This is a genomic window from Paracoccus broussonetiae (genome assembly GCF_031854425.1).
In the GTDB taxonomy this organism is placed as follows: Bacteria; Pseudomonadota; Alphaproteobacteria; order Rhodobacterales; family Rhodobacteraceae; genus Paracoccus; species Paracoccus broussonetiae.
On the sequence record NZ_JAVRQI010000010.1, the window covers coordinates 1 to 22014 of the forward strand.

23 protein-coding genes are annotated in these 22014 nt (G+C 65.3%); 14 read left to right on the plus strand and 9 right to left on the minus strand.

The window, feature by feature from the left end; genetic code table 11:
* Positions 1 to 38: 38 nt before the first annotated feature.
* The gene (locus RM190_RS13520; protein WP_311759985.1) at positions 39 to 422 is read right to left on the minus strand and encodes a hypothetical protein; all 384 of its coding nucleotides are present in this window, start codon (positions 420 to 422) and stop codon (positions 39 to 41) included.
* Between the two features lie 73 nt (positions 423 to 495).
* Between RM190_RS13520 and RM190_RS13525 the strand changes: the two genes are divergently transcribed.
* Positions 496 to 1263, plus strand: a complete 768-nt coding sequence (locus tag RM190_RS13525; protein ID WP_311760164.1) for an alpha/beta fold hydrolase — start codon at positions 496 to 498, stop codon at positions 1261 to 1263.
* A 4-nt stretch (positions 1264 to 1267) separates the two neighbouring features.
* Here RM190_RS13525 and RM190_RS13530 read toward each other — a convergent pair whose 3' ends face one another.
* On the minus strand, positions 1268 to 1570 hold the full coding sequence (locus tag RM190_RS13530) for a hypothetical protein (RefSeq protein WP_311759986.1): 303 nt from the start codon (positions 1568 to 1570) through the stop codon (positions 1268 to 1270).
* 105 nt (positions 1571 to 1675) lie between these two features.
* Here RM190_RS13530 and RM190_RS13535 point away from each other — a divergent pair, with 105 nt between their 5' ends.
* Together RM190_RS13535 and RM190_RS13540 are read left to right on the plus strand one after the other, a co-directional pair.
* Positions 1676 to 1819 (plus strand): entericidin A/B family lipoprotein, encoded by a 144-nt coding sequence (locus RM190_RS13535; RefSeq protein ID WP_311759987.1) that lies wholly within the window; start codon positions 1676 to 1678, stop codon positions 1817 to 1819.
* A gap of 199 nt (positions 1820 to 2018) precedes the next feature.
* Positions 2019 to 2228, plus strand: coding sequence for an entericidin A/B family lipoprotein (locus RM190_RS13540; RefSeq protein WP_311759988.1), 210 nt, complete (start codon positions 2019 to 2021; stop codon positions 2226 to 2228).
* Positions 2229 to 2441: 213 nt separating this feature from the next.
* On the opposite strand, the gene lepA is transcribed toward RM190_RS13540, so the two are convergent.
* Positions 2442 to 4241, minus strand: coding sequence for a translation elongation factor 4 (gene lepA / locus RM190_RS13545; protein ID WP_311759989.1), 1800 nt, complete (start codon positions 4239 to 4241; stop codon positions 2442 to 2444).
* A gap of 52 nt (positions 4242 to 4293) precedes the next feature.
* The gene (locus RM190_RS13550; RefSeq protein ID WP_311759990.1) at positions 4294 to 5202 is read right to left on the minus strand and encodes a DMT family transporter; all 909 of its coding nucleotides are present in this window, start codon (positions 5200 to 5202) and stop codon (positions 4294 to 4296) included.
* 396 nt (positions 5203 to 5598) lie between these two features.
* Here RM190_RS13550 and RM190_RS13555 point away from each other — a divergent pair, with 396 nt between their 5' ends.
* From RM190_RS13555 to RM190_RS13565, 3 genes are all read left to right on the plus strand, one after another.
* The gene (locus RM190_RS13555; RefSeq protein WP_311759991.1) at positions 5599 to 5904 is read left to right on the plus strand and encodes a hypothetical protein; all 306 of its coding nucleotides are present in this window, start codon (positions 5599 to 5601) and stop codon (positions 5902 to 5904) included.
* 7 nt (positions 5905 to 5911) lie between these two features.
* Positions 5912 to 6592, plus strand: a complete 681-nt coding sequence (locus RM190_RS13560; RefSeq protein ID WP_311759992.1) for an NAD-dependent deacylase — start codon at positions 5912 to 5914, stop codon at positions 6590 to 6592.
* A 64-nt stretch (positions 6593 to 6656) separates the two neighbouring features.
* Positions 6657 to 7799, plus strand: a complete 1143-nt coding sequence (locus tag RM190_RS13565; protein ID WP_311759993.1) for an alpha-D-ribose 1-methylphosphonate 5-triphosphate diphosphatase — start codon at positions 6657 to 6659, stop codon at positions 7797 to 7799.
* A 180-nt stretch (positions 7800 to 7979) separates the two neighbouring features.
* Here RM190_RS13565 and RM190_RS13570 read toward each other — a convergent pair whose 3' ends face one another.
* On the minus strand, positions 7980 to 8444 hold the full coding sequence (locus RM190_RS13570; RefSeq protein ID WP_311759994.1) for a GatB/YqeY domain-containing protein: 465 nt from the start codon (positions 8442 to 8444) through the stop codon (positions 7980 to 7982).
* A 176-nt stretch (positions 8445 to 8620) separates the two neighbouring features.
* Between RM190_RS13570 and carA the strand changes: the two genes are divergently transcribed.
* Together carA and RM190_RS13580 are read left to right on the plus strand one after the other, a co-directional pair.
* Positions 8621 to 9769: a glutamine-hydrolyzing carbamoyl-phosphate synthase small subunit gene (gene carA / locus RM190_RS13575; protein ID WP_311759995.1), complete on the plus strand. Its 1149-nt coding sequence runs from the start codon at positions 8621 to 8623 to the stop codon at positions 9767 to 9769.
* Between the two features lie 78 nt (positions 9770 to 9847).
* Positions 9848 to 11947: a glycosyltransferase gene (locus RM190_RS13580; RefSeq protein WP_311759996.1), complete on the plus strand. Its 2100-nt coding sequence runs from the start codon at positions 9848 to 9850 to the stop codon at positions 11945 to 11947.
* Here RM190_RS13580 and RM190_RS13585 read toward each other — a convergent pair.
* Positions 11929 to 14745 carry a [protein-PII] uridylyltransferase family protein gene (locus RM190_RS13585; RefSeq protein WP_311759997.1) on the minus strand — a complete coding sequence of 939 codons (2817 nt, stop codon included), beginning with the start codon at positions 14743 to 14745 and terminating at the stop codon, positions 11929 to 11931. The genes RM190_RS13580 and RM190_RS13585 overlap by 19 nt on opposite strands.
* Before the next feature lie 231 nt (positions 14746 to 14976).
* On the opposite strand from RM190_RS13585, the gene RM190_RS13590 reads away from it, so the two are divergent.
* The 3 genes from RM190_RS13590 (at position 14977) to ilvN (ending at position 18317) form a co-directional block, all read left to right on the plus strand.
* Positions 14977 to 15810 (plus strand): arginyltransferase, encoded by an 834-nt coding sequence (locus RM190_RS13590; RefSeq protein WP_311759998.1) that lies wholly within the window; start codon positions 14977 to 14979, stop codon positions 15808 to 15810.
* Positions 15811 to 15981: 171 nt separating this feature from the next.
* A complete protein-coding gene (locus RM190_RS13595; protein WP_311759999.1) occupies positions 15982 to 17739 on the plus strand; it encodes an acetolactate synthase 3 large subunit in 1758 nt (585 codons plus the stop codon).
* Between the two features lie 17 nt (positions 17740 to 17756).
* On the plus strand, positions 17757 to 18317 hold the full coding sequence (gene ilvN / locus RM190_RS13600) for an acetolactate synthase small subunit (RefSeq protein ID WP_311760000.1): 561 nt from the start codon (positions 17757 to 17759) through the stop codon (positions 18315 to 18317).
* Positions 18318 to 18321: 4 nt separating this feature from the next.
* Here the strand turns inward: ilvN and RM190_RS13605 are convergent, their stop codons facing one another.
* Positions 18322 to 18663 carry a hypothetical protein gene (locus tag RM190_RS13605; protein ID WP_311760001.1) on the minus strand — a complete coding sequence of 114 codons (342 nt, stop codon included), beginning with the start codon at positions 18661 to 18663 and terminating at the stop codon, positions 18322 to 18324.
* A gap of 250 nt (positions 18664 to 18913) precedes the next feature.
* Positions 18914 to 19663 carry a M48 family metalloprotease gene (locus tag RM190_RS13610; protein WP_311760165.1) on the minus strand — a complete coding sequence of 250 codons (750 nt, stop codon included), beginning with the start codon at positions 19661 to 19663 and terminating at the stop codon, positions 18914 to 18916.
* A gap of 142 nt (positions 19664 to 19805) precedes the next feature.
* On the opposite strand from RM190_RS13610, the gene RM190_RS13615 reads away from it, so the two are divergent.
* Positions 19806 to 20072 carry a hypothetical protein gene (locus RM190_RS13615; protein ID WP_311760002.1) on the plus strand — a complete coding sequence of 89 codons (267 nt, stop codon included), beginning with the start codon at positions 19806 to 19808 and terminating at the stop codon, positions 20070 to 20072.
* Here the strand turns inward: RM190_RS13615 and RM190_RS13620 are convergent.
* On the minus strand, positions 20069 to 20317 hold the full coding sequence (locus tag RM190_RS13620; protein ID WP_311760003.1) for a DUF167 domain-containing protein: 249 nt from the start codon (positions 20315 to 20317) through the stop codon (positions 20069 to 20071). The genes RM190_RS13615 and RM190_RS13620 overlap by 4 nt on opposite strands.
* Before the next feature lie 35 nt (positions 20318 to 20352).
* Here RM190_RS13620 and RM190_RS13625 point away from each other — a divergent pair, with 35 nt between their 5' ends.
* Together RM190_RS13625 and RM190_RS13630 are read left to right on the plus strand one after the other, a co-directional pair.
* Positions 20353 to 21444, plus strand: coding sequence for a class II histone deacetylase (locus tag RM190_RS13625; protein ID WP_311760004.1), 1092 nt, complete (start codon positions 20353 to 20355; stop codon positions 21442 to 21444).
* Position 21445: 1 nt separating this feature from the next.
* A complete protein-coding gene (locus tag RM190_RS13630; protein ID WP_311760005.1) occupies positions 21446 to 22012 on the plus strand; it encodes a nitroreductase family protein in 567 nt (188 codons plus the stop codon).
* The last annotated feature ends 2 nt before the right edge of the window (positions 22013 to 22014 follow it).

Sequence of the window (22014 nt, forward strand, 5' to 3'; positions counted from 1 at the left end):
CCTCTACCAGGGCATGTGAACAAAACCGCAGCGCGGGACTATAAAAGCCCGCGCTGCGTCATCAGCCACAGGACCAGCGCACCCAGCAGCAGAAGCGACATGATGACGCTGGCCACAGTCCCGATCACGCCACCGCGGAAGCGGGCGACCTGGCCCAGCGGTCGCAGGTAATGGGTCAGCGCCTTGTGCGCATGTTCCAGCTTCTGAAAATCGCATTGTCGCGCCAGCTTCGGATGCCCCACGACCCGATCCGCCTGCACCAGCAGGCGCGCCTCGCGCCGCAATCGGCGCGGCAATGCACCGCCCCGCTTGCGCATCATGCTTTCCAGGTCGGCATAATGCCCGCGGCGCAGCCCGCCGAACCGCGCGGCCATCAGCCCCGCCACCTCGTCCGCCATCGGCCGGATGTTTTCGATGCCCATCACTCTCCCCTCGCTCATGCAAGGCTAACGCCTCTGGCACCTTTTCGCCAGCGGCGCTAGGGTCCGCGGCATGATGCTGAACCTGACCGTTACCGGAGAGGATTCGAGCCAGATCCCCGTGCTGCTGGCACATGGGCTGTTCGGATCGGGCAAGAACCTTGGCGGACTGGCCCGCCGCCTGGCCGAGACGCGCCGCGTCATCTCGGTCGACATGCGCAACCACGGCGACAGCTTTCACGATCCCGATCACAGCTATGCCGCGCTGGCGGGCGATCTGGCCAGGGTCATTGCGGCGCATGGCGGCAAGGCCGATCTGCTGGGCCACTCGATGGGCGGCAAGGCCGCGATGATGCTGGCGCTGACCCACCCCGAGATGGTGCGCAGACTGGTGGTTCTGGACATCGCACCCTTTGCCTATGCTCACAGCCAGACCCCGCTGATCGACGCGATGGAGGCCGTGGATCTGCAGGGGGTCAAGCTGCGCTCGGACGCGGACAAACGGCTTTCGACCTATCTGGGAGAGGCTGGGGTTCGCGCTTTCCTGCTGCAGTCGCTGGATCTGAAATCCGCCCCGCCGCGCTGGAAGTTCAACCTTGACGCGCTGCGCGCGCAGATGCCGGTGCTGGTCGGCTGGCCCGCGGATGCACCCAAAGGCGGCTTTGATGGCCCTGCCCTGTTCCTTGCCGGTGCCGAATCCGATTATTGCCGCGAACCGCAGATCGATGCGATCCGCGACCACTTCCCGCAGGCGAAGATTCGCATATTCGCCGGGGCGGGCCATTGGCTGCATGCCGACCGCCCCGCCGAAGTGGCCGAAACGGTCGCGGCATTCCTGGACTGAGGCGTCAGCATTTCAGGTTGATCCGCGCCTCGGCCGTGTCGCCCGGCACGCGGGTCTTCAGGCTGAAGGGGATGGCGCGACATCCGCTGGCCTGTTCGGCCGCCTGCACCATCAGGCCGGGCACGCGTTCGCGGTCCCTGCGGGAAAAATAACCCAGGCGGATGACCTCTGCCCGGTTGGCCTTCTGAAACACCGCGAAGTCGATGCCATCGATCTGCAGGTCGTGCCGCGGCGCGGCCAGGAACTCGGGCGAGGGCGAGGCGCAGGCGGCAAGCACAAGCAACAGGAGAATCATGGCGATACGCATGATTGCACCTTGCCCGGTCCCGGTTAAGCAAGTCTTAAATGGCAGTGGAAACGCGGCGGCGAATGCGCCATTAAGCCGCGGAAAATGCTGTGCAGGAGTTTTGCAATGCGTCGACTGATCGGACTGGCCCCCTTTCTTGCCCTGCTGGCGGTGGCCGCCTGCGAAACGGTGCAAGGTGCGGGCCGCGACATGCAGGCCGCCGGACAGGCCGTGACCCGCGAAAGCCGCGAGGTGCAATCGGGCATGTGATCCCGATTGGCTTTGGACAAAAGCGGGCGTGGGCGAGCAAGAATCCGTTCGCGCGCCGTTCTTTTGCGCCCGAAAAATGAGTGAATTTCCGCCGATCCGCCAGGAATCTTGCCGTCTCGCGCGACCGTGAGCGGCGGGCACGCGGCAGGTGGTCTAGATTTCCTGAAAAACAAGAAGAGCAGCAATGAAAGGACAAGCCATGGGACAGTTTTTGCGCTTTGCCCCCCTTTTGGGGATTGTCGCCTTGGGCGCCTGCGAGACGATGCAGGGAGCCGGAAGGGACATGCAGACCGCCGGTGCCCTGCTGACGGACCAGGCGGCGAACAGCCAGACCCAGATGGGCACCTATCCGACGACGACGGCAACCGATCCCTATGCCGCGCCGGCGGCGACGCCCGCCCCCTATTAAGTCGGTCCTGCCGCGCAGACCGCGGGTTGATCCACATCCTATCCGGGTCGGCGGGCATCCCCGCGCGGCCCGCATCGGTATTCCACCGGGCGCGATGCCAAAAGCGGGGCCGGTCCGCGACAAGGCGGCATGCGCGCCCTTCATCCAGTTTCATGAATATGCCCGCCGCATCGCGGCGGGCAGGCCAATCCCGGCAAAGCCGGGATCGTGCCTTCAGGTGTCCATCTTCAGCGCCTGAATGAACGCAGTCTGCGGGATCTCGACCTTGCCGAACTGGCGCATCTTCTTCTTCCCGGCCTTCTGCTTTTCCAGCAGCTTCTTCTTCCGGGTCGCGTCGCCACCATAGCATTTGGCGGTCACGTCCTTGCGCATTGCCGACAGCGTCTCGCGCGCGATCACGCGGCTGCCGATGGCGGCCTGGATCGGGATCTTGAACATGTGGCGCGGGATCAACTCTTTCAGCTTCTCGACCATGACGCGGCCACGGCTTTCGGCGCGGTCACGGTGGACCATGATCGACAGCGCGTCGACCGGCTCGTCATTCACCAGGATCGACATCTTGACCATGAAATCCTCGCGGTATTCGCTGATCTGATAGTCGAAGCTGGCATAGCCCTTGGTCACGGATTTCAGGCGGTCGTAGAAATCGAAGACGACTTCGGCCAGCGGCAGGTCATAGACCACCATCGCGCGGTTGCCGGCATAGGTCAGATCCATCTGGATGCCGCGGCGGTCCTGGCACAGCTTCAGCACGTCGCCCAGGTATTCGTCCGGGACCATGATCGTGGCCTTGATGCGCGGCTCTTCGATATGGTCGACATAGGTCAGGTCGGGCATGTCGGCGGGGTTGTGCAGCTCGCGCACTTCTCCGTCGCGCATGTGCAGCTTGAAGACCACCGAAGGCGCGGTGGTGATCAGGTCCAGATCGTATTCGCGCTCAAGCCGGTCGCGGATCACCTCAAGATGCAGCAGACCCAGGAAACCGCAGCGGAAACCGAAGCCAAGCGCGGCCGAGGTTTCCATCTCGTAGCTGAAGCTCGCATCGTTCAGGGCAAGCTTTTCGATCGCGTCGCGCAATGCTTCAAAGTCGTTCGCATCGACGGGGAAAAGGCCGCAGAAGACCACCGGCTGCGCCGGCTTGAAGCCCGGAAGCGGGGTATCGGTGCCCTTTTTCTCATGCGTGATGGTGTCGCCGACGCGGGTGTCGCGGACCTGCTTGATCGACGCGGTCAACACCCCAATCTCGCCCGGCCCCAGTTCGGCAATGTCGACCATGGCTGGCTTCAACACCGAAAGCTTGTCGATGCCATAGATCGCGCCGGTCTGCATCATCTTGATGCGGTCGCCCTTCTTCACCACGCCGTCCATGACGCGGATCATGACGACGACGCCCAGATAGGCGTCATACCAGCTGTCGACCAGCATTGCCTTCAAGGGCGCATTGCGTTCGCCCTTGGGTGCGGGCAAGCGCGTGACGATGGCCTCCAGCACATCCGGAATGCCAAGACCGGTCTTGGCCGAAATCTCGACGGCGTCATGGGCGTCGATGCCGATCACGTCCTCGATGTTTTCCTTGACGCGTTCGGGTTCGGCCGCGGGCAGGTCGATCTTGTTCAGCACGGGCACGATGTCGTGGCCGGCATCGATCGCCTGATAGACGTTGGCCAGGGTCTGCGCCTCGACACCCTGCGAGGCATCTACGACCAGCAGCGACCCCTCGACCGCGCGCATCGACCGGCTGACTTCATAGGCGAAGTCGACATGGCCGGGCGTGTCGATCAGGTTCAGGACATAGGTGCGCCCATCCTTGGCAGGATATTCGATGCGCACGGTGTTGGCCTTGATGGTGATGCCCCGCTCGCGCTCGATCTCCATTGTGTCGAGCAGCTGGGACTTCATGTCGCGTTCGGCGACCGTGCCCGTCATCTGGATCAGGCGGTCGGCCAGCGTGGATTTGCCGTGGTCGATGTGAGCCACGATCGAGAAATTGCGGATGAGGTCAAGGTCGGTCATGGCCGGGCTATACAGGGGGAAATGCGTTGCGGGAAGGGGGATCGCGCGCGGGTCAGCCGCGCAGGGGTTCGAAGCCAGCGGCACGAAGCTGGCGACGGCGCAGAACGGCCTCTCGCCACATGGCATAGCAGCCCGAGGCGACGATGATCGCGGCCCCGGTCAGCGTCAGCGTATCGGGCCGCTCGCCAAAGACGATGACGGCCAGCGTCAGCGCAAAGACAAGGCGGGCATAGCGGAACGGGGCCAATGCCGAGGCCTCGCCCAGCCGAGTTGCCGTGACGAGCAGGGCATAGCCGCCGACGCCCACCGCCATGCAGGCGATGAACAGCAATCCTTGCCGCGGCGTGGGCATGACGAATTCCTGACCCAGCACCAATCCCATTGCGATCGAGGCGACAAGGATCGCGAAAAAGGCCGATGCGGCAAGCTGCAACGAATGGATCTGCGACGGGATGCGACGGGTCGCGATGTCGCGCGCCGCCAGCCCCACGACGGCGACCAGCGCCATCAGCGAGGCGGGCTCGAAACTGGACAAGCCGGGCCGCAGGACCAGCAGAACGCCGACGAAGCCCGCGGCGATGGCCGTCCAGCGTCGCCAGCCGACCGGCTCGCCCAGAAACAGCGCCGCGCCCAGCACGATCGCCAGCGGCAGGGCTTGCATGATCGCCGAGGTCGAGGACAGTTCGGTCAGGGCCAGCGCGACGACGATCCCGATCGATCCGACGGCCTCGGACAGGTTGCGCAAGACGACCAGCGGGCGCAGCAGGTCGCGCGTCCAAAGCCGCCCCCCCTGCAACCGCAGCGCGGTCCAGAAGCAGATCAGCCCCAGCAACCCGACAATGCCCAGCACTTCGGCAAAGGGCAGCTCGGCCGAAAGCAGCTTGATGAACATGTCCTCGGCGGCAAACAGCACCATCGAGACGAGCATCAGCATCGCCGCACGAAAATTTTCGCCGCCCATCGGTCCGACCTTTGCAATTCGGGGAGTTCCAGCCCTCGCCATATGCTGCGATTGCGGGGCGGTCCAGCCGGAAAGCGGGCAAAAGCGGGGGTTCCTGCGGGCTGTGCCCCCCGGGCGACGCCTTGGCATGGACAAGGCCGGACATGGCCTGCCCCGATGCCTTGGAAGTCCCTGCCGGGACGGGCCTTGCACTGGCGGGTGATTCGCCCCTCTGCCACCGCATGGCCGGGATCGCCGACAGCATATCTTGCGGCTGGGTCCGGTCGGCGGACCAACGCTGGTTCCGGGCCCCCGCGATTGAGCGAAGGGGCAGATTCTGCTAGGCTCCGGCGGATAAGACGCGGCCGCGTGAGGGTGTTCAGCCCCGCCGCACTGGCTGAAGCCGAGGAGACAGTTATGTTGAACCGCCTGATCACCGCTGCGGCAGCGGTCGTATTGACCACGCCGCTTGCCGTCGCCGGCCCCATCGATTCCGCTTGTGTCCGATCCGAACGCGGCGCCCGAAACGGGGCGCTTTGTGGTTGCATCCAGCAGGTCGCCGACTCGACGCTGTCGCGTTCCGACCAGCGCCGCGCCGCGCGCTTCTTCAAGGATGCCGAGGAAGCGCAGGCCGTGCGGATGTCGAAGACCGACGCCGACAACGCCTTCTGGGCGCGCTACCAGAACTTTGCCTCGACCGCCGAGGCCTATTGCTCGCGCTGAGACCGCCATGCGCATCTGCGTCCTGACCGGCGCCGGAATTTCTGCCGAAAGCGGCATCAGGACGTTTCGCGCGACCGACGGCCTGTGGGAAGATCACCGCATCGAGGACGTGGCGACGCCCGAAGGGTTTCGCCGGGACCCCGTGCTGGTCCACCGCTTTTACAACATGCGCCGGGCGGACGCCGCCCGCGCACAGCCGAACGCGGCGCATCGCGCGCTGGCGCGGCTGGCCCGGCGGCACCAGGTGACGCTGATCACCCAGAACGTCGATGACCTGCACGAACGTGGCGGTTCGACCGACGTGATCCATATGCATGGCAGCCTGCTTGGCGCGCTTTGCGCCGCTTGCGGGCACCGTTTTCCGGCAACGCTGGTCATGCGCTCGCTGGACCGCTGCCCGGCTTGCGGCAAGCAGTCGACACGGCCGGACATCGTCTGGTTCGGCGAGATACCCTATCACATGGAACGCATCTGGGCCGCGGTCGAGGACGCCGAGATGTTCGCGGCCATCGGCACCTCCGGGCAGGTCTATCCCGCGGCGGGGCTGGCCCAGCATGCCAGCCGTGCGGGGGCCGCGACGATCGAGCTGAACCTTGCCCGCTCGGCGGTCAGCCGGGATTTTGCCCAGCACCGTATCGGGCCGGCAACCAGCGTGGTGCCCGAATGGGTGGACGAGCTTTGCGGCTGAGGGGCGCTTGACCAAACGCCGCATCTCGGTCACCTCTTGCCCCCTCTGCCAGAAAGCCGGTGCCATGACCCAGACGATCCTTGCCAATGCCCGCCTGATCCTTGCCGACCGGGTCACCCCCGGCAGCGTCGTGATCGAGGACGGCATGATCGCGGGCATCCGTCCGGGCGAAGGCATACCGGCCGGCGCGCTGGACATGGCCGGCGACTTCCTGGCCCCGGGCATGGTCGAGTTGCATACCGACAATTTGGAACGCCATATGCGCCCGCGCCCCGGTGTCGACTGGCCCCATGCCAGCGCGATCATCGCCCATGACGCCGAGCTTGCTGGCTGCGGCATCACCACGGTCTTCGATGCGATGCGCGTTGGCTCGGTCGTCAGCGAAGGCCCCGACGAGGATTACGAAAAATATGCCCGCGAGCTGGCGCATGAACTGATCGCCCTGCGCCGCGACGGCGCGCTGCGGATCAGTCACCTGCTGCATTTGCGCGCCGAGGTCTGTTCGGAAACCCTGATTGCCGAGCTGGACGAGTTCGGCCCCGAGGATCGTGTCGGCATCATCAGCCTGATGGATCACACGCCCGGCCAGCGCCAGTTCCGCGACATCTCGAAGCTCGCGCAATATGTGCAGGGCCGCTACAAGCTTTCGGACGCCGAGTTCGACGAACATGTCGCCCGGATGAAGGCGCTGCGCGAACGCTATGGTGACGCGCATGAGGCCGCCGCGGTCGAGGTCGCCCATCGGCTGGGCGCGGTGCTGGCGAGCCATGACGACACCACCGCCGAACATGTCATGCGCTCGGCTGGGCATGGCGTGAGGCTGGCCGAGTTTCCGACCACGCCCGAAGCCGCTGCCGCCTGCCACGCGCAGGGCATCATGGTGATGATGGGTGCGCCGAACCTGATCCGCGGCGGCTCGCATTCCGGCAATGTCTCGGCCGCCGATCTCGCACGGGCGGGGCATTTGGACATCCTGTCGTCGGATTACGTGCCCTCGGGGCTGATCGGGGGCGCGATGGTGCTGGCAGGGATCTGGGACGACCTGCCCCGCGCCATAGCCACCGTCACAGCCAATCCGGCGCAGGCCGCGGGGCTGCCGGATCGTGGCCGGATCGAGCCCGGGTTGCGGGCGGACCTGATCCGATTTGGCATGGTCGCGGATCGTCCGGTCGTTCGCGCAACCTGGGTGCGCGGAGAAAGGGTCTGAAGAAATCACCGCGGCTTGATCCAGATCAAGGACAGGCACGCGGCAAGGGTGAGATTGACGGATCGAGCGACGGCCGCGCAACGTCGCGCGGTCCTGTCATCCGATCCTGAGGGGGAAGAGGTGACACGGGGGGCGGGGACCCTGTCCCTGCCCCGTCCGCCCAAGTCCGCTATCGGTGCCTCAGCCCATCAGGCGGTTCTTGATGACCGGGCCCACCGCGCCGAAATCCATCTGACCCGCGTGACGTTCCCGCAGTTCCGCCATGACGCGGCCCATGTCGCGGATCGAAGTCGCGCCAAGATCCGCGATGGCCTTGTCGATGGCGGCGCCGACTTCCTCGGCGGAAAGCTGGCGCGGCAAATAGGACTGAATCACCTTGATCTCGTCCTGTTCACGCTCGGCCAGTTCAAGACGCCCGCCTTCTTCATAGGCTTTCGCGGATTCCTGGCGCTGCTTGACCATCTTCGACAGGATGGCGGTCAGGTCGGCGTCACCAAGCCCCGTCTCGTCGCCACCTTCGACCCGCGCGGCAATCTCGCGGTCCTTGATCGCGGCCGAGATCAGCCGCAGGGTCGACAGCCGGGCCGTGTCCCTGGCCTTCATCGCCTCCTTGGTGTCCGCCGTGATGCGTTCGCGCAATCCCATGTGATCCTCGCTGAATGAATTAGTCCGCGCTTGTCCTAGGCTTCGCATTCGGCGTCAACCCGTGGCCCCGCATCCGGGTTCCACCATGCCGAAAGCCGCCCTTTCCGGGCTTTTCCAGCCTTGACGGGGGCGGTCGCTGACCCTAGGTTCCCGCCGATTTACCCGGAGAGATGACGATGGCTCAGAAACCGACCGCATGTCTTGCGCTTGCAGACGGCACCGTATTCTACGGAAGGGGTTTCGGCGCCACCGGCGACGTGGTGGCCGAACTGGTGTTCAACACCGCGATGACCGGCTATCAGGAGATCATGACCGATCCCTCCTATGCCAGCCAGATCGTCACCTTCACCTTCCCCCATATCGGCAATACCGGCGTCACCGCGCAGGATGACGAAGCGCCCGATCCCGTCGCCTCGGGGATCGTGGTGAAATGGGACCCGACCGAGCCGTCGAACTGGCGCGCCACCAGCGACCTGGTCGAGTGGATGGAAAAGCGCGGCCGCATCGGCATCGGCGGCATCGACACCCGCCGCCTGACGCGGGCGATCCGCCAGCAGGGTTCGCCCCATGTCGTGCTGGCCCATGACCCGGACGGCAATTTCGACATCGCGAAAATGATTGCGCGCGCCCGCGACTGGAAGGGCCTTGTCGGCCTTGACCTCGCCAAGGAAGTCAGCTGCCGCCAAAGCTATCGCTGGGATGAAGGCCTGTGGGCCTGGCCGGGCGAATTCGGCAAGTCGGATCAGGAAAAGCCCTATCGCGTGGTCGCGCTGGATTATGGCGCGAAGCGGAACATCCTGCGTTCGCTGGCTGAAACCGGGGCCGAGGTGATCGTTCTGCCGGCCACCGCCACCGCCGAAGATGTTCTCGCACATGATCCCGAAGGCGTATTCCTGTCGAACGGCCCGGGCGATCCGGCCGCGACCGGCGCCTATGCCGTGCCTATGATCCGCGAGTTGCTGGACAAGGATCTGCCGATCTTCGGGATCTGCCTTGGCCACCAGATGCTTGCGCTGGCTCTTGGCGCAAAGACGGTAAAGATGGGTCACGGCCATCACGGCGCGAACCATCCGGTCCGCGACGTCGAGACCGGCAAGGTCGAGATCACCTCGATGAACCACGGTTTCGCTGTCGATGCGCAAACCCTGCCCGAAGGCGTGATCGAAACGCATGTCAGCCTGTTCGACGGCTCGAACTGCGGGCTGCGCATGGCCGACCGTCCGGTCTTCTCGGTGCAATACCACCCCGAGGCGAGCCCCGGCCCGCAGGACAGCGCCTATCTGTTCCAGCGTTTCTCTGACGCGATGCGCACGCGCCGCGGTTAAGGGGCGCAGAACGGCCGCGGTTAATCCATCCTTAACCCTCGTCATGCGATCTGAGGGCCAAAGGATGGAGAATCGCAGATGGCCGGCAGTCCAGCGCTCAGCATTTTTCACCGCGACCGGCCGACCGGCGACGGGCCGGCCGCGCGCCCATCGACCCAACTGATCGAGGAACGTGATCTGCGCCCCCTTGGCCAGATCCTGGTCGAAGATGGCGCGATCGAACCTGGCGATCTTTTGCGCGCGGTCGCCATGCGCCAACGCCAGAATGCACGACTGGGCCAGATCCTGCTGGCCCAGGGCCTTGTCACCGAAGAGGCCCTGACAAGCGCGCTGTCGCGGCAACGGCGCAGCTCGGTCGTGGACATGGTGCGCTTGCCCCCCGATCCGCGACTGATCGACATGGCTGGCCCCGGCCTTTGCCTTGCCGAAGCCATCGTGCCCTGGCGCCGAGTGGGGGGCGTCACCTATGTCGCGACTGCCCGACCAGACGAGTTCCAGTCCCTGCGATCCCGCCTGCCCGACGATTTCGGCACGGTGCGGATGCTGCTTTGTTCCGAGAACGCCGCGCGCGAGGCGATTCTCGGCACCCGCCGCACCGCCCTGATCCGTGAGGCCGAGTCGCGCGTCCCCGCCGCCGAAAGCTGCCGTACCCGGAACGAGGTCCGCATTGCCCGCGTGGCGCTGGTGCTGGCACTGCTGGCCTTTGCCGGGATAGCACTGGCGCCGGTGCCGGTCATCGCCCTGCTGACGGCGTGGTCGGTCCTGACGCTGATCGCCTCGATGCTGCTGAAGGCGCTGTCCTTTCGCGCGATCCTGCGCCAAAGGGCCGAAGACGGCGTCGTCGACCGCGCCGTCGCCTCGGGCCGGCTGGCTCGCCGTGAAATGTCGGGGCCGCTTCCCGTCATCTCGGTCATGGTGCCGCTTTTCGCCGAGGCCGATATCGCCGATCACCTGATCGGGCGATTGGCCCGGCTGGATTACCCGCGCGAGTTGATGGACATCCTGCTGGTGGTTGAGGAAACCGACCGCCTGACCTGTTCGGCGCTGGACGACGCCACCCTGCCCCGCTGGATCCGGGTGGTGAAGGTGCCCGACGGTCCTGTCCGCACCAAGCCGCGGGCCTTGAACTATGCCCTGAACTTCTGCCGGGGCAGCCTGATCGGCGTCTGGGATGCCGAGGACCGGCCCGAACCCGACCAGTTGCACAAGGTCGCGCGCGGCTTTCACTTTGCCCGCCCCGATGTCGCCTGCCTGCAGGGCACGCTGGATTACTATAACCCGCGCAGCAACTGGCTGGCCCGCGCCTTCACCATCGAATACGCGGCATGGTTCCGGGGTACGCTGGCCGGCGCGGCGGCGCTGGATCTGGTCGTGCCCCTGGGCGGGACGACCCTGTTCTTCCGCCGCGACATTCTTGAACAGGTCGGCGGCTGGGACGCCTGGAACGTGACCGAGGATGCCGACCTTGGCGTCCGCCTGGTACGCCGCGGATTTCGGACCGAGATGCTGGACACCGTCACCCATGAGGAGGCGAATTGCCGCCTGATCCCCTGGATCAAGCAGCGCTCGCGCTGGCTCAAGGGTTTCGCGATGACCTGGGGCGTCCATATGCGCGATCCCCGCGCGCTGTGGCGTGATCTGGGGCCGCGCCGGTTCCTTGCGCTTCAGGTCCAGCTTGCGGCCTCGGTCTCGCAATATCTGCTGGCTCCGGTGCTATGGAGCTTTTGGCTGCTGACGCTGGGTTTGCCCCATCCCGTGCGCGATCTGCTGGCGGGACGGCTGAACGGCTATGCGCTGCCCGCGCTGATCGCCGTCTTCATCGCGTCCGAGATCCTGAACATGGCCATCGCCGCCTGGGCCGTGCGCGGCAGCGCTCATCGCCACCTGCTGCCCTGGGTTCCGACGATGCATCTTTACTTTCCGCTGGGCTGTCTTGCCGGGTGGAAGGCGATCCACGAGGTCGTGCACCGCCCCTTCTATTGGGACAAGACCCAGCATGGCATCTACGATCCGGGGACCGAGACAGAGGCTGCCCCCTCGACTCTGCCGGAGCCCGAAACGCAACCGCTGCCATTGCGCGGGCGGGTGCCCGACATGACGGCGGGCATGCCTCTTTCGCGGCCGCCCCGCGCCCACGCAGGCTTGCGCGTCGCGCCGGGTCAGACAGCGGCGGGCTGATCCGCCACCATCGCCGAGTCGATGATACGCCCGGCGGTGGCAAGCGTCTCCTCAAGCCGCCGAGACAGGTCATCCAACGAGTCGGTGTTGGTCTCGCGCAGCAGAAAGGCCTGGCCACCCTTGCCGATGCTTTCAGCATCCAGCGGCCGGTCGGTCAGCAAACGGCCCGAACATTGCAGGCTCCACAGGAAGCGCCGGGCAGAGGCGAGAGTCTCGGCCTCGGCCCGACCAATCAGACCCGCACGGGGACCGGCGCGCAGTTGCGCACTGGCGGCGCGGGTAGACGACCCTGCGCGAAGCGCGAAGGACTGCGCCAGAAGCTCGATATCCTGCAGCCTGCCGCGACCGACCTTGACCTCCCATGCGCCATCCGGGGCCTTGGCGGCAAAGATGCGGGCGCGCATCTCGGCAAGATCAGGCATGACGCGCGGATCCTTGCCACGGGCCTCCAGCACCTCGACACGCAGGGTTTCAACCTCATCGCCCAGCGCCGCACCGTTGTTCCCGCATTGCCCGATCACGCGGGCGCGGGTCAGGGCCAGATGCTCCCATGTCCAGGCTTCGGTCATCTGATAGTCACGGAAGGACTGGACCGAGGTCGCGACCGGCCCCTGGCGACCCGAGGGCCGCAGGCGCATGTCGACCTCATAAAGCCGCCCCACCGAACTTGGCGCGGACAGCGCGGTGATCATCGCCTGCGTCAGCCGGGCGTAATACGCACGGGGCGCAAGCGCCTTTGGCCCGTCGGAGCTGTCCTGCCCGTCGGCGTCATAGATCACGATCAGATCCAGATCCGACGCGGCGCTCAACTGCCTAGCGCCAAGCGAGCCCATGCCCAGCACGACCGCCCCGCGTCCGGGCGGCGGGCCGTGGCGACGCGAGAACTCGGCGGTCACGACCGGAAACAGTGCGGCAACGGCAGCATCGGCGATGTCGGCATATTGGCCACCTGCCTCCTCGGCGCCGATCAGGGCGCGCAGGTGATGGACGCCGGTGCGGAACTGCCATTCATGGGCCCAGCGGCGCGCCTGATCCAACGCGCCCTCATACCCGCCATCAGGCGCGGAAAGCACCTGCGCAAGCAGGCGGTCCAACTGCTCGCGCAGTTCCGCGACCCCCGGCCAGTTCGAGAAGAAGCTGCCTGCAAGGACTCCGTCCAGAACCTCGGGATGGCGCGCGAGATAGGTGGCCAGCCCGGGCGCGGTGGCGCAGATATCGCAGATCAGATCGATAAGCTGCGGGTTCGCGTCGAAAAGCGAGAAAAGCTGCACCCCCGCAGGCAAACCGGCGAGAAAGGCGTCGAACCGGGCCAGCGCCTCCTCGGCATGGTCCGAGGCGGACAGCCGGGTCAGAAGGTCCGGCTCAATCCGTGCGAAGACCTGCCGCGCGCGCTGGGACCGCAATGCGGGATAGCCACGCCAGCCTTCGATCATGGCGCGGGCATGGGCGGAAAGCTGCGGCATCTCGCCCCGCTCGGCTGGGGTGAAGAAGCTGGCGGTCAGCGCCTCGACCCGCACCAGCCGTTCCGCCAGCCGCCGGGACCAGACATTGCTGTCCGGCTCCCCCATCATCAGGGAGATGTTGGCGATCCCCTCGGCCGAAGCCGGGACCAGATGGGTCTGGGCATCGTTCACCATCTGGATGCGATGTTCGATATCGCGATGTTCGCGGTAATGGGCCGTCAGCTCATCCGCCACATCCTGCGGGATCCAGCCTTTTTCGGCCAGTCGCGCCAGCCCCTCGACCGTGCCGCGCACACGCAGGTCGGGATCGCGCCCGCCCGCGATCAACTGGCGGGTCTGGGTGAAGAACTCGATCTCGCGGATCCCGCCCTGACCCAGCTTCATGTTGTGGCCCGGCACGTCGATCCGCCCATGCAGACCTTTGTGATCGCGGATGCGGCGGCGCATGTCGTCGGTGTCCTGGATGGTCGCGAAATCCAGATGCCTGCGCCAGACGAAGGGGCCAAGCTCACGCAGAAAGCGTTCGCCCACGGCGATGTTCCCGGCGCAGGGCCGCGCCTTGATATAGGCGCCGCGCTCCCATGTCCGTCCCTCGGCCTCGTAATAGGACAGAGCGGTGGCGACCGAGATGCAGACCGGCGTCACCGCGGCATCGGGACGCAGGCGCAGGTCCGTGCGGAAGACATAGCCCTGGTCGGTATTGTCCGACAGCGTGGCCGCGGCCCGGCGCGTCGCCCGGATCAGCGCCGCCCGCGCCTCGAACTGGTCGTCGCGGGCATAGGCCGCGTCGTCGTAAAGCACGATCAGGTCGATATCCGAGGAGTAATTCAACTCTCCCGCACCCATCTTGCCCATCGCAAGCGCGGTGATCCCGCCGGCATCGCTATCGGTCGGCGGCAGCTTGCCCCGCGCGACCTCGTCCGCGACATGGACCCGCAGGGCAAGATCGGTCGCACGCCCGGCAAGGTCGGTCAGCGCGCCGGTCACCTTTTCCAGCGGCCAGACGCCAGCAAGGTCGGCCAGCGCGGTCCACAGGGCCACCCGCCGCTTGGCCCGGCGCAGCGCCGGCCCCAATTCCGCGGCAGTCAGAGACTGGAAGCCAGCCGTTTCATCAGCCACCAGGTCGCGGTCCAGCGCGTCGGGATCTGCCAGCCGCGCGGACAGCCAGCCCGCCTCGATCTGCATCAACCCGGACAGATAGGGGCTGCATCCCGCGGCCCCCATGATCAGCTTTTCAAGGCCGTCGGGGATCGGGCCAAGCGTGTGCAGGGCGGCTTCGGCGCGGGCCATGTCGGCCGGAATCGGAAGGCGGGTGATGCGTGCGGCAAATGTCATTCGGAAAGCCTATCCGCCGCCCCGGCAACGTCAATCGCCCATGCCACGCGATTGCAACCTTGCCATGCGGTTTCCGTGCTTGGCCTTGGCCGCAACTGTTGTTAGGCTTTGCTCCACCGCAATTCCAGTCAAACCAGTTGGCCGTTCTTTGCCGATGCGCGCATCTTTGATCAGGCTCCGATCATTCCCGGGGAGTGGCAGCGGCGGACCAGCCGGGGCAGGCCACGACTGATGCGGCATACTGTCCCCCATGCCCCGCAATTCTATGTCACGGCGCCGCAGCCTTGCCCCTATCTGCATGGCCGTGCCGAGCGCAAGCTGTTCACCGCCCTGACCGGGGATTCGGCGAATGAGCTGAACAACGCGCTGTCGCGGCAGGGCTTCCGTCGGTCGCAGAACGTGCTGTACCGACCCAGTTGCGAAAGCTGCGTGGCCTGCATGTCCGCCCGCATCCGGGTCGCCGAATTCACGCCATCGCGGTCGCAGCGTAGGATCCAGCGCAAGAATGCCGGGTTGCGGCGGCTGGCCACAAGCGCCTGGGCGACCGAGGAACAGTATGAGCTGTTCCGCAGGTATCTGGACGAACGCCACGCCGATGGTGGCATGGCGGACATGGACATCTTCGAATTCGCCGCGATGATCGAAGAAACCCCGGTCCGCACGCGCGTCATCGAATATCGATTGACCGAGCCGGGCTGCCGCCCTTCGCAGGATGACCAGCTTGTCGCGGTCTGCCTGACCGACGTGCTGGATGACGGGCTGAGCCTTGTCTACAGCTTCTACGACCCCGCCTTCGAAGCATCGAGCCTTGGCACGCACGTGATCCTGGACCATGTGGACCTGGCGCGAAGCGCAGGGCTGCCCTTCATCTATCTGGGCTACTGGGTGCCGGGCAGCCGGAAGATGGAATACAAGTCCCGCTTTTCCGCGCTGGAGATCTACAAGGGCGGAGTATGGCAGCCGATCGGGGATCCCCAGCAGCACAATTCCGACATCCACCCCCTATCGATTGATCCCATCGTCGAACAGGTTGCGCGGATCACCTTGCCACAAAGGCCAAGGTAATTACCCATTTCGAGCGTTTATTGAAATATAATTTCAATAAATCGTCGATCGGGGTCATTTTCTTGGACAATCGGCATTGACCCGGTTCGTCTTGCCCCATAGTTTCCGGCGGCGCGGCGCGCGGGTTTTCCCGTGACAGCCCGCATTTATGACAAATCAAGGAGAATGGGCATGTCCCGAACCATGACGGGTGCAAGGATGGTTATCGAAGCTCTGCGCGATCAGGGCGTCGACACCGTATTCGGCTATCCGGGTGGCGCGGTACTACCCATTTACGACGAGATTTTTCAGCAGAACGACATCAAGCACGTCCTGGTCCGCCACGAACAGGGCGCGGTCCACATGGCCGAAGGTTATGCGCGTTCGACCGGCAAGCCCGGCGTCGTTCTGGTGACCTCGGGCCCCGGCGCAACGAATGCCGTCACCGGCCTGACCGATGCGCTGCTGGATTCGATTCCGGTGGTCGTTCTGTCGGGCCAGGTTCCGACCTTCCTGATCGGCACCGATGGTTTTCAGGAGGCCGATACCGTCGGCATCACCCGCCCCTGCACCAAGCACAACTGGCTGGTGCGCGACACGGATGATCTGGCCAAGACGATCCACAAGGCGTTCCATGTCGCGACCTCGGGCCGTCCCGGCCCGGTGCTGGTCGACATCCCCAAGGACGTCCAGTTTGCGACCGGCGAATATGTCGGCCCGAAACAGATCGAGACGCCCAGCTATCAGCCCGTGAAAAAGGGCGACCTGGACGCGATCACCCGTCTGGTCGAGCTGATGGAAAAGGCCGAACGCCCGATCCTGTATACCGGCGGCGGTGTCATCAACTCGGGCCCCGGCGCGGCACAATTGCTGCGCGAACTGGCGGATGCGACCGGTTTCCCGATCACCTCGACCCTGATGGGTCTGGGGGCCTATCCGGCTTCGGGCAAGAACTGGATCGGCATGCTGGGCATGCACGGCCTGTATGAAGCCAACATGGCCATGCATGACTGCGACCTGATGATCGCCGTCGGCTCTCGCTTCGACGACCGCATCACCGGCCGGGTTAAGGATTTCAGCCCCGGCTCGGTCAAGGTGCAGATCGACATCGACCCCAGCTCGATCAACAAGGTCATCCATGTCGACCTGCCGATCGTCGGCGATGTCGGCCATGTGCTGGAAGACATGCTGAAGATCTGGAAGGCGCGTGGCCGCAAGACCAATGCCGAAGGCGTTCGCCAGTGGTGGACCCAGATCGAGCAATGGAAGGCCGTGAAATGCCTGACCTATCGCAACTCGGACAAGGTCATCAAACCCCAGCACGCGCTGGAGCGTTTGCAGGCGCTGACCGCGCATCGCAAGGATCGCTACATCACGACCGAAGTCGGCCAGCACCAGATGTGGGCCGCGCAGTTCCTGCATTTCGAGGATCCGAACCGCTGGATGACCTCGGGCGGGCTGGGCACGATGGGCTATGGCCTGCCAGCCTCGATCGGGGTGCAGGTCGCCCACCCCGAGGCGCTGGTCGTCAACGTCGCGGGCGAGGCGAGCTGGCTGATGAACATGCAGGAAATGGGCACGGCGGTTCAGTTCCGCGCGCCGGTCAAGCAGTTCATCCTGAACAACGAACGTCTGGGCATGGTTCGCCAGTGGCAGCAACTGCTGCATGGCGAACGCTATAGCCAGAGCTGGTCGGAAAGCCTGCCCGATTTCGTCAAGCTGGCCGAGGCCTTTGGCTGCAAGGGCCGCTTGGTCAGCGACCCCGCGGATCTGGACGACGCAATTCAGGAAATGCTGGATTACGACGGGCCCTTCATCCTCGACGTGATGGTCGAGAAGCATGAAAACTGCTTCCCGATGATCCCCTCGGGCAAGCCGCATAACGAGATGATCCTGGGCGAGGCTTCGACCGAGGACGCCATCACGGGTGCCGGCGGCGCGCTGGTCTGAGCAACAGGAAAACGAACATGTCGGCACTGAAAATCGAAAAAGGCGCATCCAGCCATTCCGCCTATGACCTGCGCGACCCGAATGCCCAGGTGATCGAAAGCCACACCCTTGCGGTGCTGGTCGACAACGAGGCGGGCGTTCTGGCCCGTGTCATCGGCCTGTTCTCCGGGCGTGGCTTCAATATCGACAGCCTGACCGTGGCCGAGGTGGACCATCTGGGCCACCGTTCGCGCATCACCATCGTGACGCGCGGCACGACCGCGGTGATCGAGCAGATCAAGGCACAGCTTGGCCGGATCGTGCCCGTGCACGAAGTCCACGACCTGACGGTCGAGGGCCCCAGCGTCGAACGCGAACTGGGACTGTTCAAGGTGTCGGGCAAGGGAGAGCGCCGCGTCGAGGCCCTGCGCATCGCCGAGATCTTCCGGGCGAACGTGGTCGATTCAACGCTGGAAAGCTTTGTGTTCGAAATCACCGGCGCGCCTGAAAAGCTGGACGCCTTTGCCGAACTGATGCGGCCCCTGGGTCTGTCCGACCTGGCCCGCACGGGCGTCGCCGCGCTGGCGCGCGGCGTCTGATGCTTCAGCCGGCGGCCGCGACCTTGCGGGGTTGCGGCTCCGGCCCCCGGATCTTGTCATTCGAGATCACGCGCAGAACGGGCTGGGCGGTTGCGCCCTGCCCGGCCTCGCGCAGCAGATGGGACAGGTCCGACCGGCGATAGCCCGACACGACCTCGACCCGGCGGGCGTGACGCAACTCGCCCTCGGTTTCGTAATCCAGTTCGACCAGGTCACCGGATTCCGGCCAATCCCCCTTGCTGGTCAGGTTTGCACGCCCCTGAAGATAGGCAAGGGCCGCGTGGTCTTCGCACCAGATGATGGCCTTCTCCCTTGGCGCGCTGCTCCAAAGCACAACTCCGATCATGATTTCCATCCCCCAGGAAACTCTGTGCCCGGCTTGATGCGGGCCACGGTTGTTATGGAGGGAAACTATCGGCGAACTCTTGCCGACGGAAGTTTTATGTTCAACGAGGGGTTGTAATCCTTAACGGCGCGCACACAGCCGTTCCACGCTTCAGCAAGCGAAACGCGATTTCCTGCAATTTCCTGAATAATCAGAGCAAATTGGCTAAGATAGCCGTCTCGGACTGCAGCATCCGGGTCACAGCTGGGATTTATCTTACTCGCCCTGCGCGATAGTCGCCGACCGCGCGAGCCACCTGCGCCATACGCGCGGCATTGGATGGGTGCGAGCCCAGGATCTTGTCGCCCGGATCGGGAATTCGGGCAAAGAACTGCGCGCCATGCGCCGGATCGAAGCCCGCGTTCAAAGCGATGATCGCGCCTAGATAGTCTGCCTCAAGCTCCCAGTCCTTGGAGTAGTAGCGCGAGCCGAATTGCGCGCCCATCTGCTGGGCGCTTTCGATCGCTTCGGGATTGCCGCCATAGGCGCTGGCAAGGCCGCCCAGGATCACCGCCCCCATCGAGGCGGCGCTGGACTTGCGGTCGATATGGCCAAGAATGTGATGGCTGGCTTCGTGCCCGACGACAAAGGCAAGCTCGTCCGCGTTTCGCGCTTCGCCGATGAGCGACAAGGTGAAACCGATGATCGGGCGGCCGCGATTGTCGACGGTCTGGAAGGCGTTCGGCTCCAGCCCCGGACGGTCATCGACCACGAACTGGAAATCGCAGTTGATCGGCTGGCTGCGGCGCTGGACGCATTCGCGCTCAACGGCCGGTTCCATCCGGCTGAGAACGTCGATGAACGCCCTTGCCGAGGCCCGGGCACCCCGCGGCGTATCCGGAGACGGCGTGATCGGCCCGTGGGGCGGCACAGCAGGGGACTGGGGCACCGAGATGGGCTGCGCGACGCAGCCAGCCAGGGCCAGTACCGAAATTGCCGCTGCCTTCCAGGCCTTGAGCATGTGCATTCTCCTTGCCGTCCGGTCAAAGCGCCGCACGTTCGCGCCACCATATCCGCGCAGTTCGGGCAGCGCCAACCCCCGCTCTTGCCCATGCGCGCGGTTCACGCGAAAGTTGGCTCGCAATTGTTTGGGAAAGCCCGCGATGTTCACCATCGAGCATGATTTTGACGCGACCGTCATCACCCTTGTCGACGAATTGCCGCAGGGCAGTCCGGTGGGCGCGCGCCCGCTGAACGAGGATGTCGTGATCCAAAGCTTCGACGACCGTGTGGTCATCGAGCAGTTCGATCCCGACACCGGCGAACTTGCGCAGGTGGTCCTGACCATCGAGCAACTGGAGGAACTGCGCGCCGCGCTGAACCTGCCCGAGGGGAACTATCGGCTGGAACGGCGGCCGAAGCGCCCCTAGTCGACCCGGAACAGTTTGTCGCGTGAGGTCGCTCCGCGCACCAGCACGAGGCGGCTGCGCGCGATGCCCAGGGCCTTGGCCAGCAGCTTGACCACCGCGGTATTGGCCTTGCCATCCTCGGGGACCACGGTGACATAGACGCGGATCGCCCTGTCCTCGACGATCACGGCATTGCGCGAGGCGCGCGGGGTGACGCGGACGGCGATTTCCGCTCCGGGTTGCGCGAGATGGCTGAGATCGGTCATGGTTCCCGTGAAATCGGCTTCCGGGAAGGAAATCAATGGCGACGGGCTTTTTCCACGACGAATTGACGCTGTGGCATGGCGGTGGCGACTATGCGCTGACGCTGCCGGTTGGTGGGCTGGTCCAGCCCGGCGCGGGCCTGCCCGAAAGCCCTGAAAGCAAGCGGCGGCTGGTGAACCTGATGCAGGTGACCGGGTTGATGCGTGGGCTTGACCTGCGCTCGGCCCCGCCCGCGCTGCGCGAAGATCTGCTGCGGGTGCATCCGGCCAGCTATCTTGACCGCTTCAAGGCGCTGTCTGACGACAAGGGGGGCGAAATCGGCCACCATGCGCCATTCCTGAAGGGTGGCTTTGAAATCGCGGCGCTGTCGGCGGGGCTTGCGAAGGCCGCCGTCGACGCCGTGCTCAGGGGCGAGCTGACCACCGCCTATGCCCTGTCGCGACCGCCGGGGCATCATTGCCTGCCCGACGATCCGAACGGCTTCTGCCTGCTGGCGAACATCGCCGTCGCCATCCATGCCGCGCGGGCGGCGGGACTTGCGCATCGCTTCGCGGTCGTCGACTGGGACGTGCATCATGGCAACGGAACCGAGGCCATTTTCCTTGACGACCCCGATGTGCTGACCGTCTCGATCCATCAGGAGCGCAACTATCCGCTGGATACCGGCGGGGTCGAGGTCAGGGGTACTGCGGGCAGCAATGCCAACATTCCCCTGCCTCCCGGCTGTGGGCACGAAACCTACCTTCAGGCGATGGACCGTGTCGTGCTGCCACTTCTGCGCCGGCATCGCCCCGAGATCATCATCGTCGCCTGCGGCTATGATGCGGCGGCGCTGGACCCCTTGGGCCGGATGCTGCTGTCGGCTGAAAGCTTCCGCGCCATGACCGAACGGATGCAGCAAGCAGCCGCCGAGCTTTGTGCGAACCGGCTGGTGCTGGTCCACGAGGGCGGCTATTCCGAAGCCTATGTGCCGTTCTGCGGTCATGCCGCGATCGCGCAGCTTGCCGGTTCCGACATAACCGCACCGGACCCGCTGGCCGGGGTGATCGCGGCGCGACAGCCCGGTGCCCGCTGGCTCAACCACATCTCGGATCATCTGGCCGAGATTGCAGATTTTTTCGAGGTCTGAAGTGCAACATACCGATCCCGCCACGCTTTCCTTCCTTCGCAATCGCCGCTCGCATCCGCCAAAATTGCTGAGCGGACCGCCGCCCTCGCGCCAGGAGTTGATGGACCTGCTGGAGCTGGCGGCGCGCGTGCCCGACCACGGCAAGCTGGAGCCATGGCGCTTCGTGGTGCTGGAGCGCGCGACGCTGGACCGACTGGCCCCGATCCTTGGCGAACAGGTGGCGGCGACCGGCGGGGACGCCGCGGCGGTCGAAAAGGCGCGCTCGGCCTTTGCATCCCCCGTCATCGTCGCAGTTGTCTCGTGCCCCGTTGACAGCCCCAAGATCCCGCAATGGGAACAGTTCCTGTCCGCCGGCGCGGTCTGTCTTGAGCTACTGAATGCGGCGCTTGCGGCGGGCTATGGCGCGGCCTGGCTGACGGGGCCGGCCACCGCCCCGGAATTTGCGCAGGCCCATCTGGGCATTGCCGAGGGTGAGCGCATCGTCGGCCTGATCCATATCGGCCAGCGTGGCACCGCGCCTTCGGACCGTCCCCGCCCGGACATCGCGGCCAAGACGGTCTTCCTGTGACG

Excerpts from the sequence above, each read along its gene's own strand:
- RM190_RS13520 (WP_311759985.1), bottom strand. The coding sequence starts at position 422 with ATGGGCATCGAAAACATCCGGCCGATGGCGGACGAGGTGGCGGGGCTG.
- RM190_RS13525 (WP_311760164.1), top strand. The coding sequence starts at position 496 with ATGCTGAACCTGACCGTTACCGGAGAGGATTCGAGCCAGATCCCCGTG.
- RM190_RS13530 (WP_311759986.1), bottom strand. The coding sequence starts at position 1,570 with ATGCGTATCGCCATGATTCTCCTGTTGCTTGTGCTTGCCGCCTGCGCC.
- RM190_RS13535 (WP_311759987.1), top strand. The coding sequence starts at position 1,676 with ATGCGTCGACTGATCGGACTGGCCCCCTTTCTTGCCCTGCTGGCGGTG.
- RM190_RS13540 (WP_311759988.1), top strand. The coding sequence starts at position 2,019 with ATGGGACAGTTTTTGCGCTTTGCCCCCCTTTTGGGGATTGTCGCCTTG.
- lepA (WP_311759989.1), bottom strand. The coding sequence starts at position 4,241 with ATGACCGACCTTGACCTCATCCGCAATTTCTCGATCGTGGCTCACATC.
- RM190_RS13550 (WP_311759990.1), bottom strand. The coding sequence starts at position 5,202 with ATGGGCGGCGAAAATTTTCGTGCGGCGATGCTGATGCTCGTCTCGATG.
- RM190_RS13555 (WP_311759991.1), top strand. The coding sequence starts at position 5,599 with ATGTTGAACCGCCTGATCACCGCTGCGGCAGCGGTCGTATTGACCACG.
- RM190_RS13560 (WP_311759992.1), top strand. The coding sequence starts at position 5,912 with ATGCGCATCTGCGTCCTGACCGGCGCCGGAATTTCTGCCGAAAGCGGC.
- RM190_RS13565 (WP_311759993.1), top strand. The coding sequence starts at position 6,657 with ATGACCCAGACGATCCTTGCCAATGCCCGCCTGATCCTTGCCGACCGG.
- RM190_RS13570 (WP_311759994.1), bottom strand. The coding sequence starts at position 8,444 with ATGGGATTGCGCGAACGCATCACGGCGGACACCAAGGAGGCGATGAAG.
- carA (WP_311759995.1), top strand. The coding sequence starts at position 8,621 with ATGGCTCAGAAACCGACCGCATGTCTTGCGCTTGCAGACGGCACCGTA.
- RM190_RS13580 (WP_311759996.1), top strand. The coding sequence starts at position 9,848 with ATGGCCGGCAGTCCAGCGCTCAGCATTTTTCACCGCGACCGGCCGACC.
- RM190_RS13585 (WP_311759997.1), bottom strand. The coding sequence starts at position 14,745 with ATGACATTTGCCGCACGCATCACCCGCCTTCCGATTCCGGCCGACATG.
- RM190_RS13590 (WP_311759998.1), top strand. The coding sequence starts at position 14,977 with ATGCGGCATACTGTCCCCCATGCCCCGCAATTCTATGTCACGGCGCCG.
- RM190_RS13595 (WP_311759999.1), top strand. The coding sequence starts at position 15,982 with ATGTCCCGAACCATGACGGGTGCAAGGATGGTTATCGAAGCTCTGCGC.
- ilvN (WP_311760000.1), top strand. The coding sequence starts at position 17,757 with ATGTCGGCACTGAAAATCGAAAAAGGCGCATCCAGCCATTCCGCCTAT.
- RM190_RS13605 (WP_311760001.1), bottom strand. The coding sequence starts at position 18,663 with ATGATCGGAGTTGTGCTTTGGAGCAGCGCGCCAAGGGAGAAGGCCATC.
- RM190_RS13610 (WP_311760165.1), bottom strand. The coding sequence starts at position 19,663 with ATGCTCAAGGCCTGGAAGGCAGCGGCAATTTCGGTACTGGCCCTGGCT.
- RM190_RS13615 (WP_311760002.1), top strand. The coding sequence starts at position 19,806 with ATGTTCACCATCGAGCATGATTTTGACGCGACCGTCATCACCCTTGTC.
- RM190_RS13620 (WP_311760003.1), bottom strand. The coding sequence starts at position 20,317 with ATGACCGATCTCAGCCATCTCGCGCAACCCGGAGCGGAAATCGCCGTC.
- RM190_RS13625 (WP_311760004.1), top strand. The coding sequence starts at position 20,353 with ATGGCGACGGGCTTTTTCCACGACGAATTGACGCTGTGGCATGGCGGT.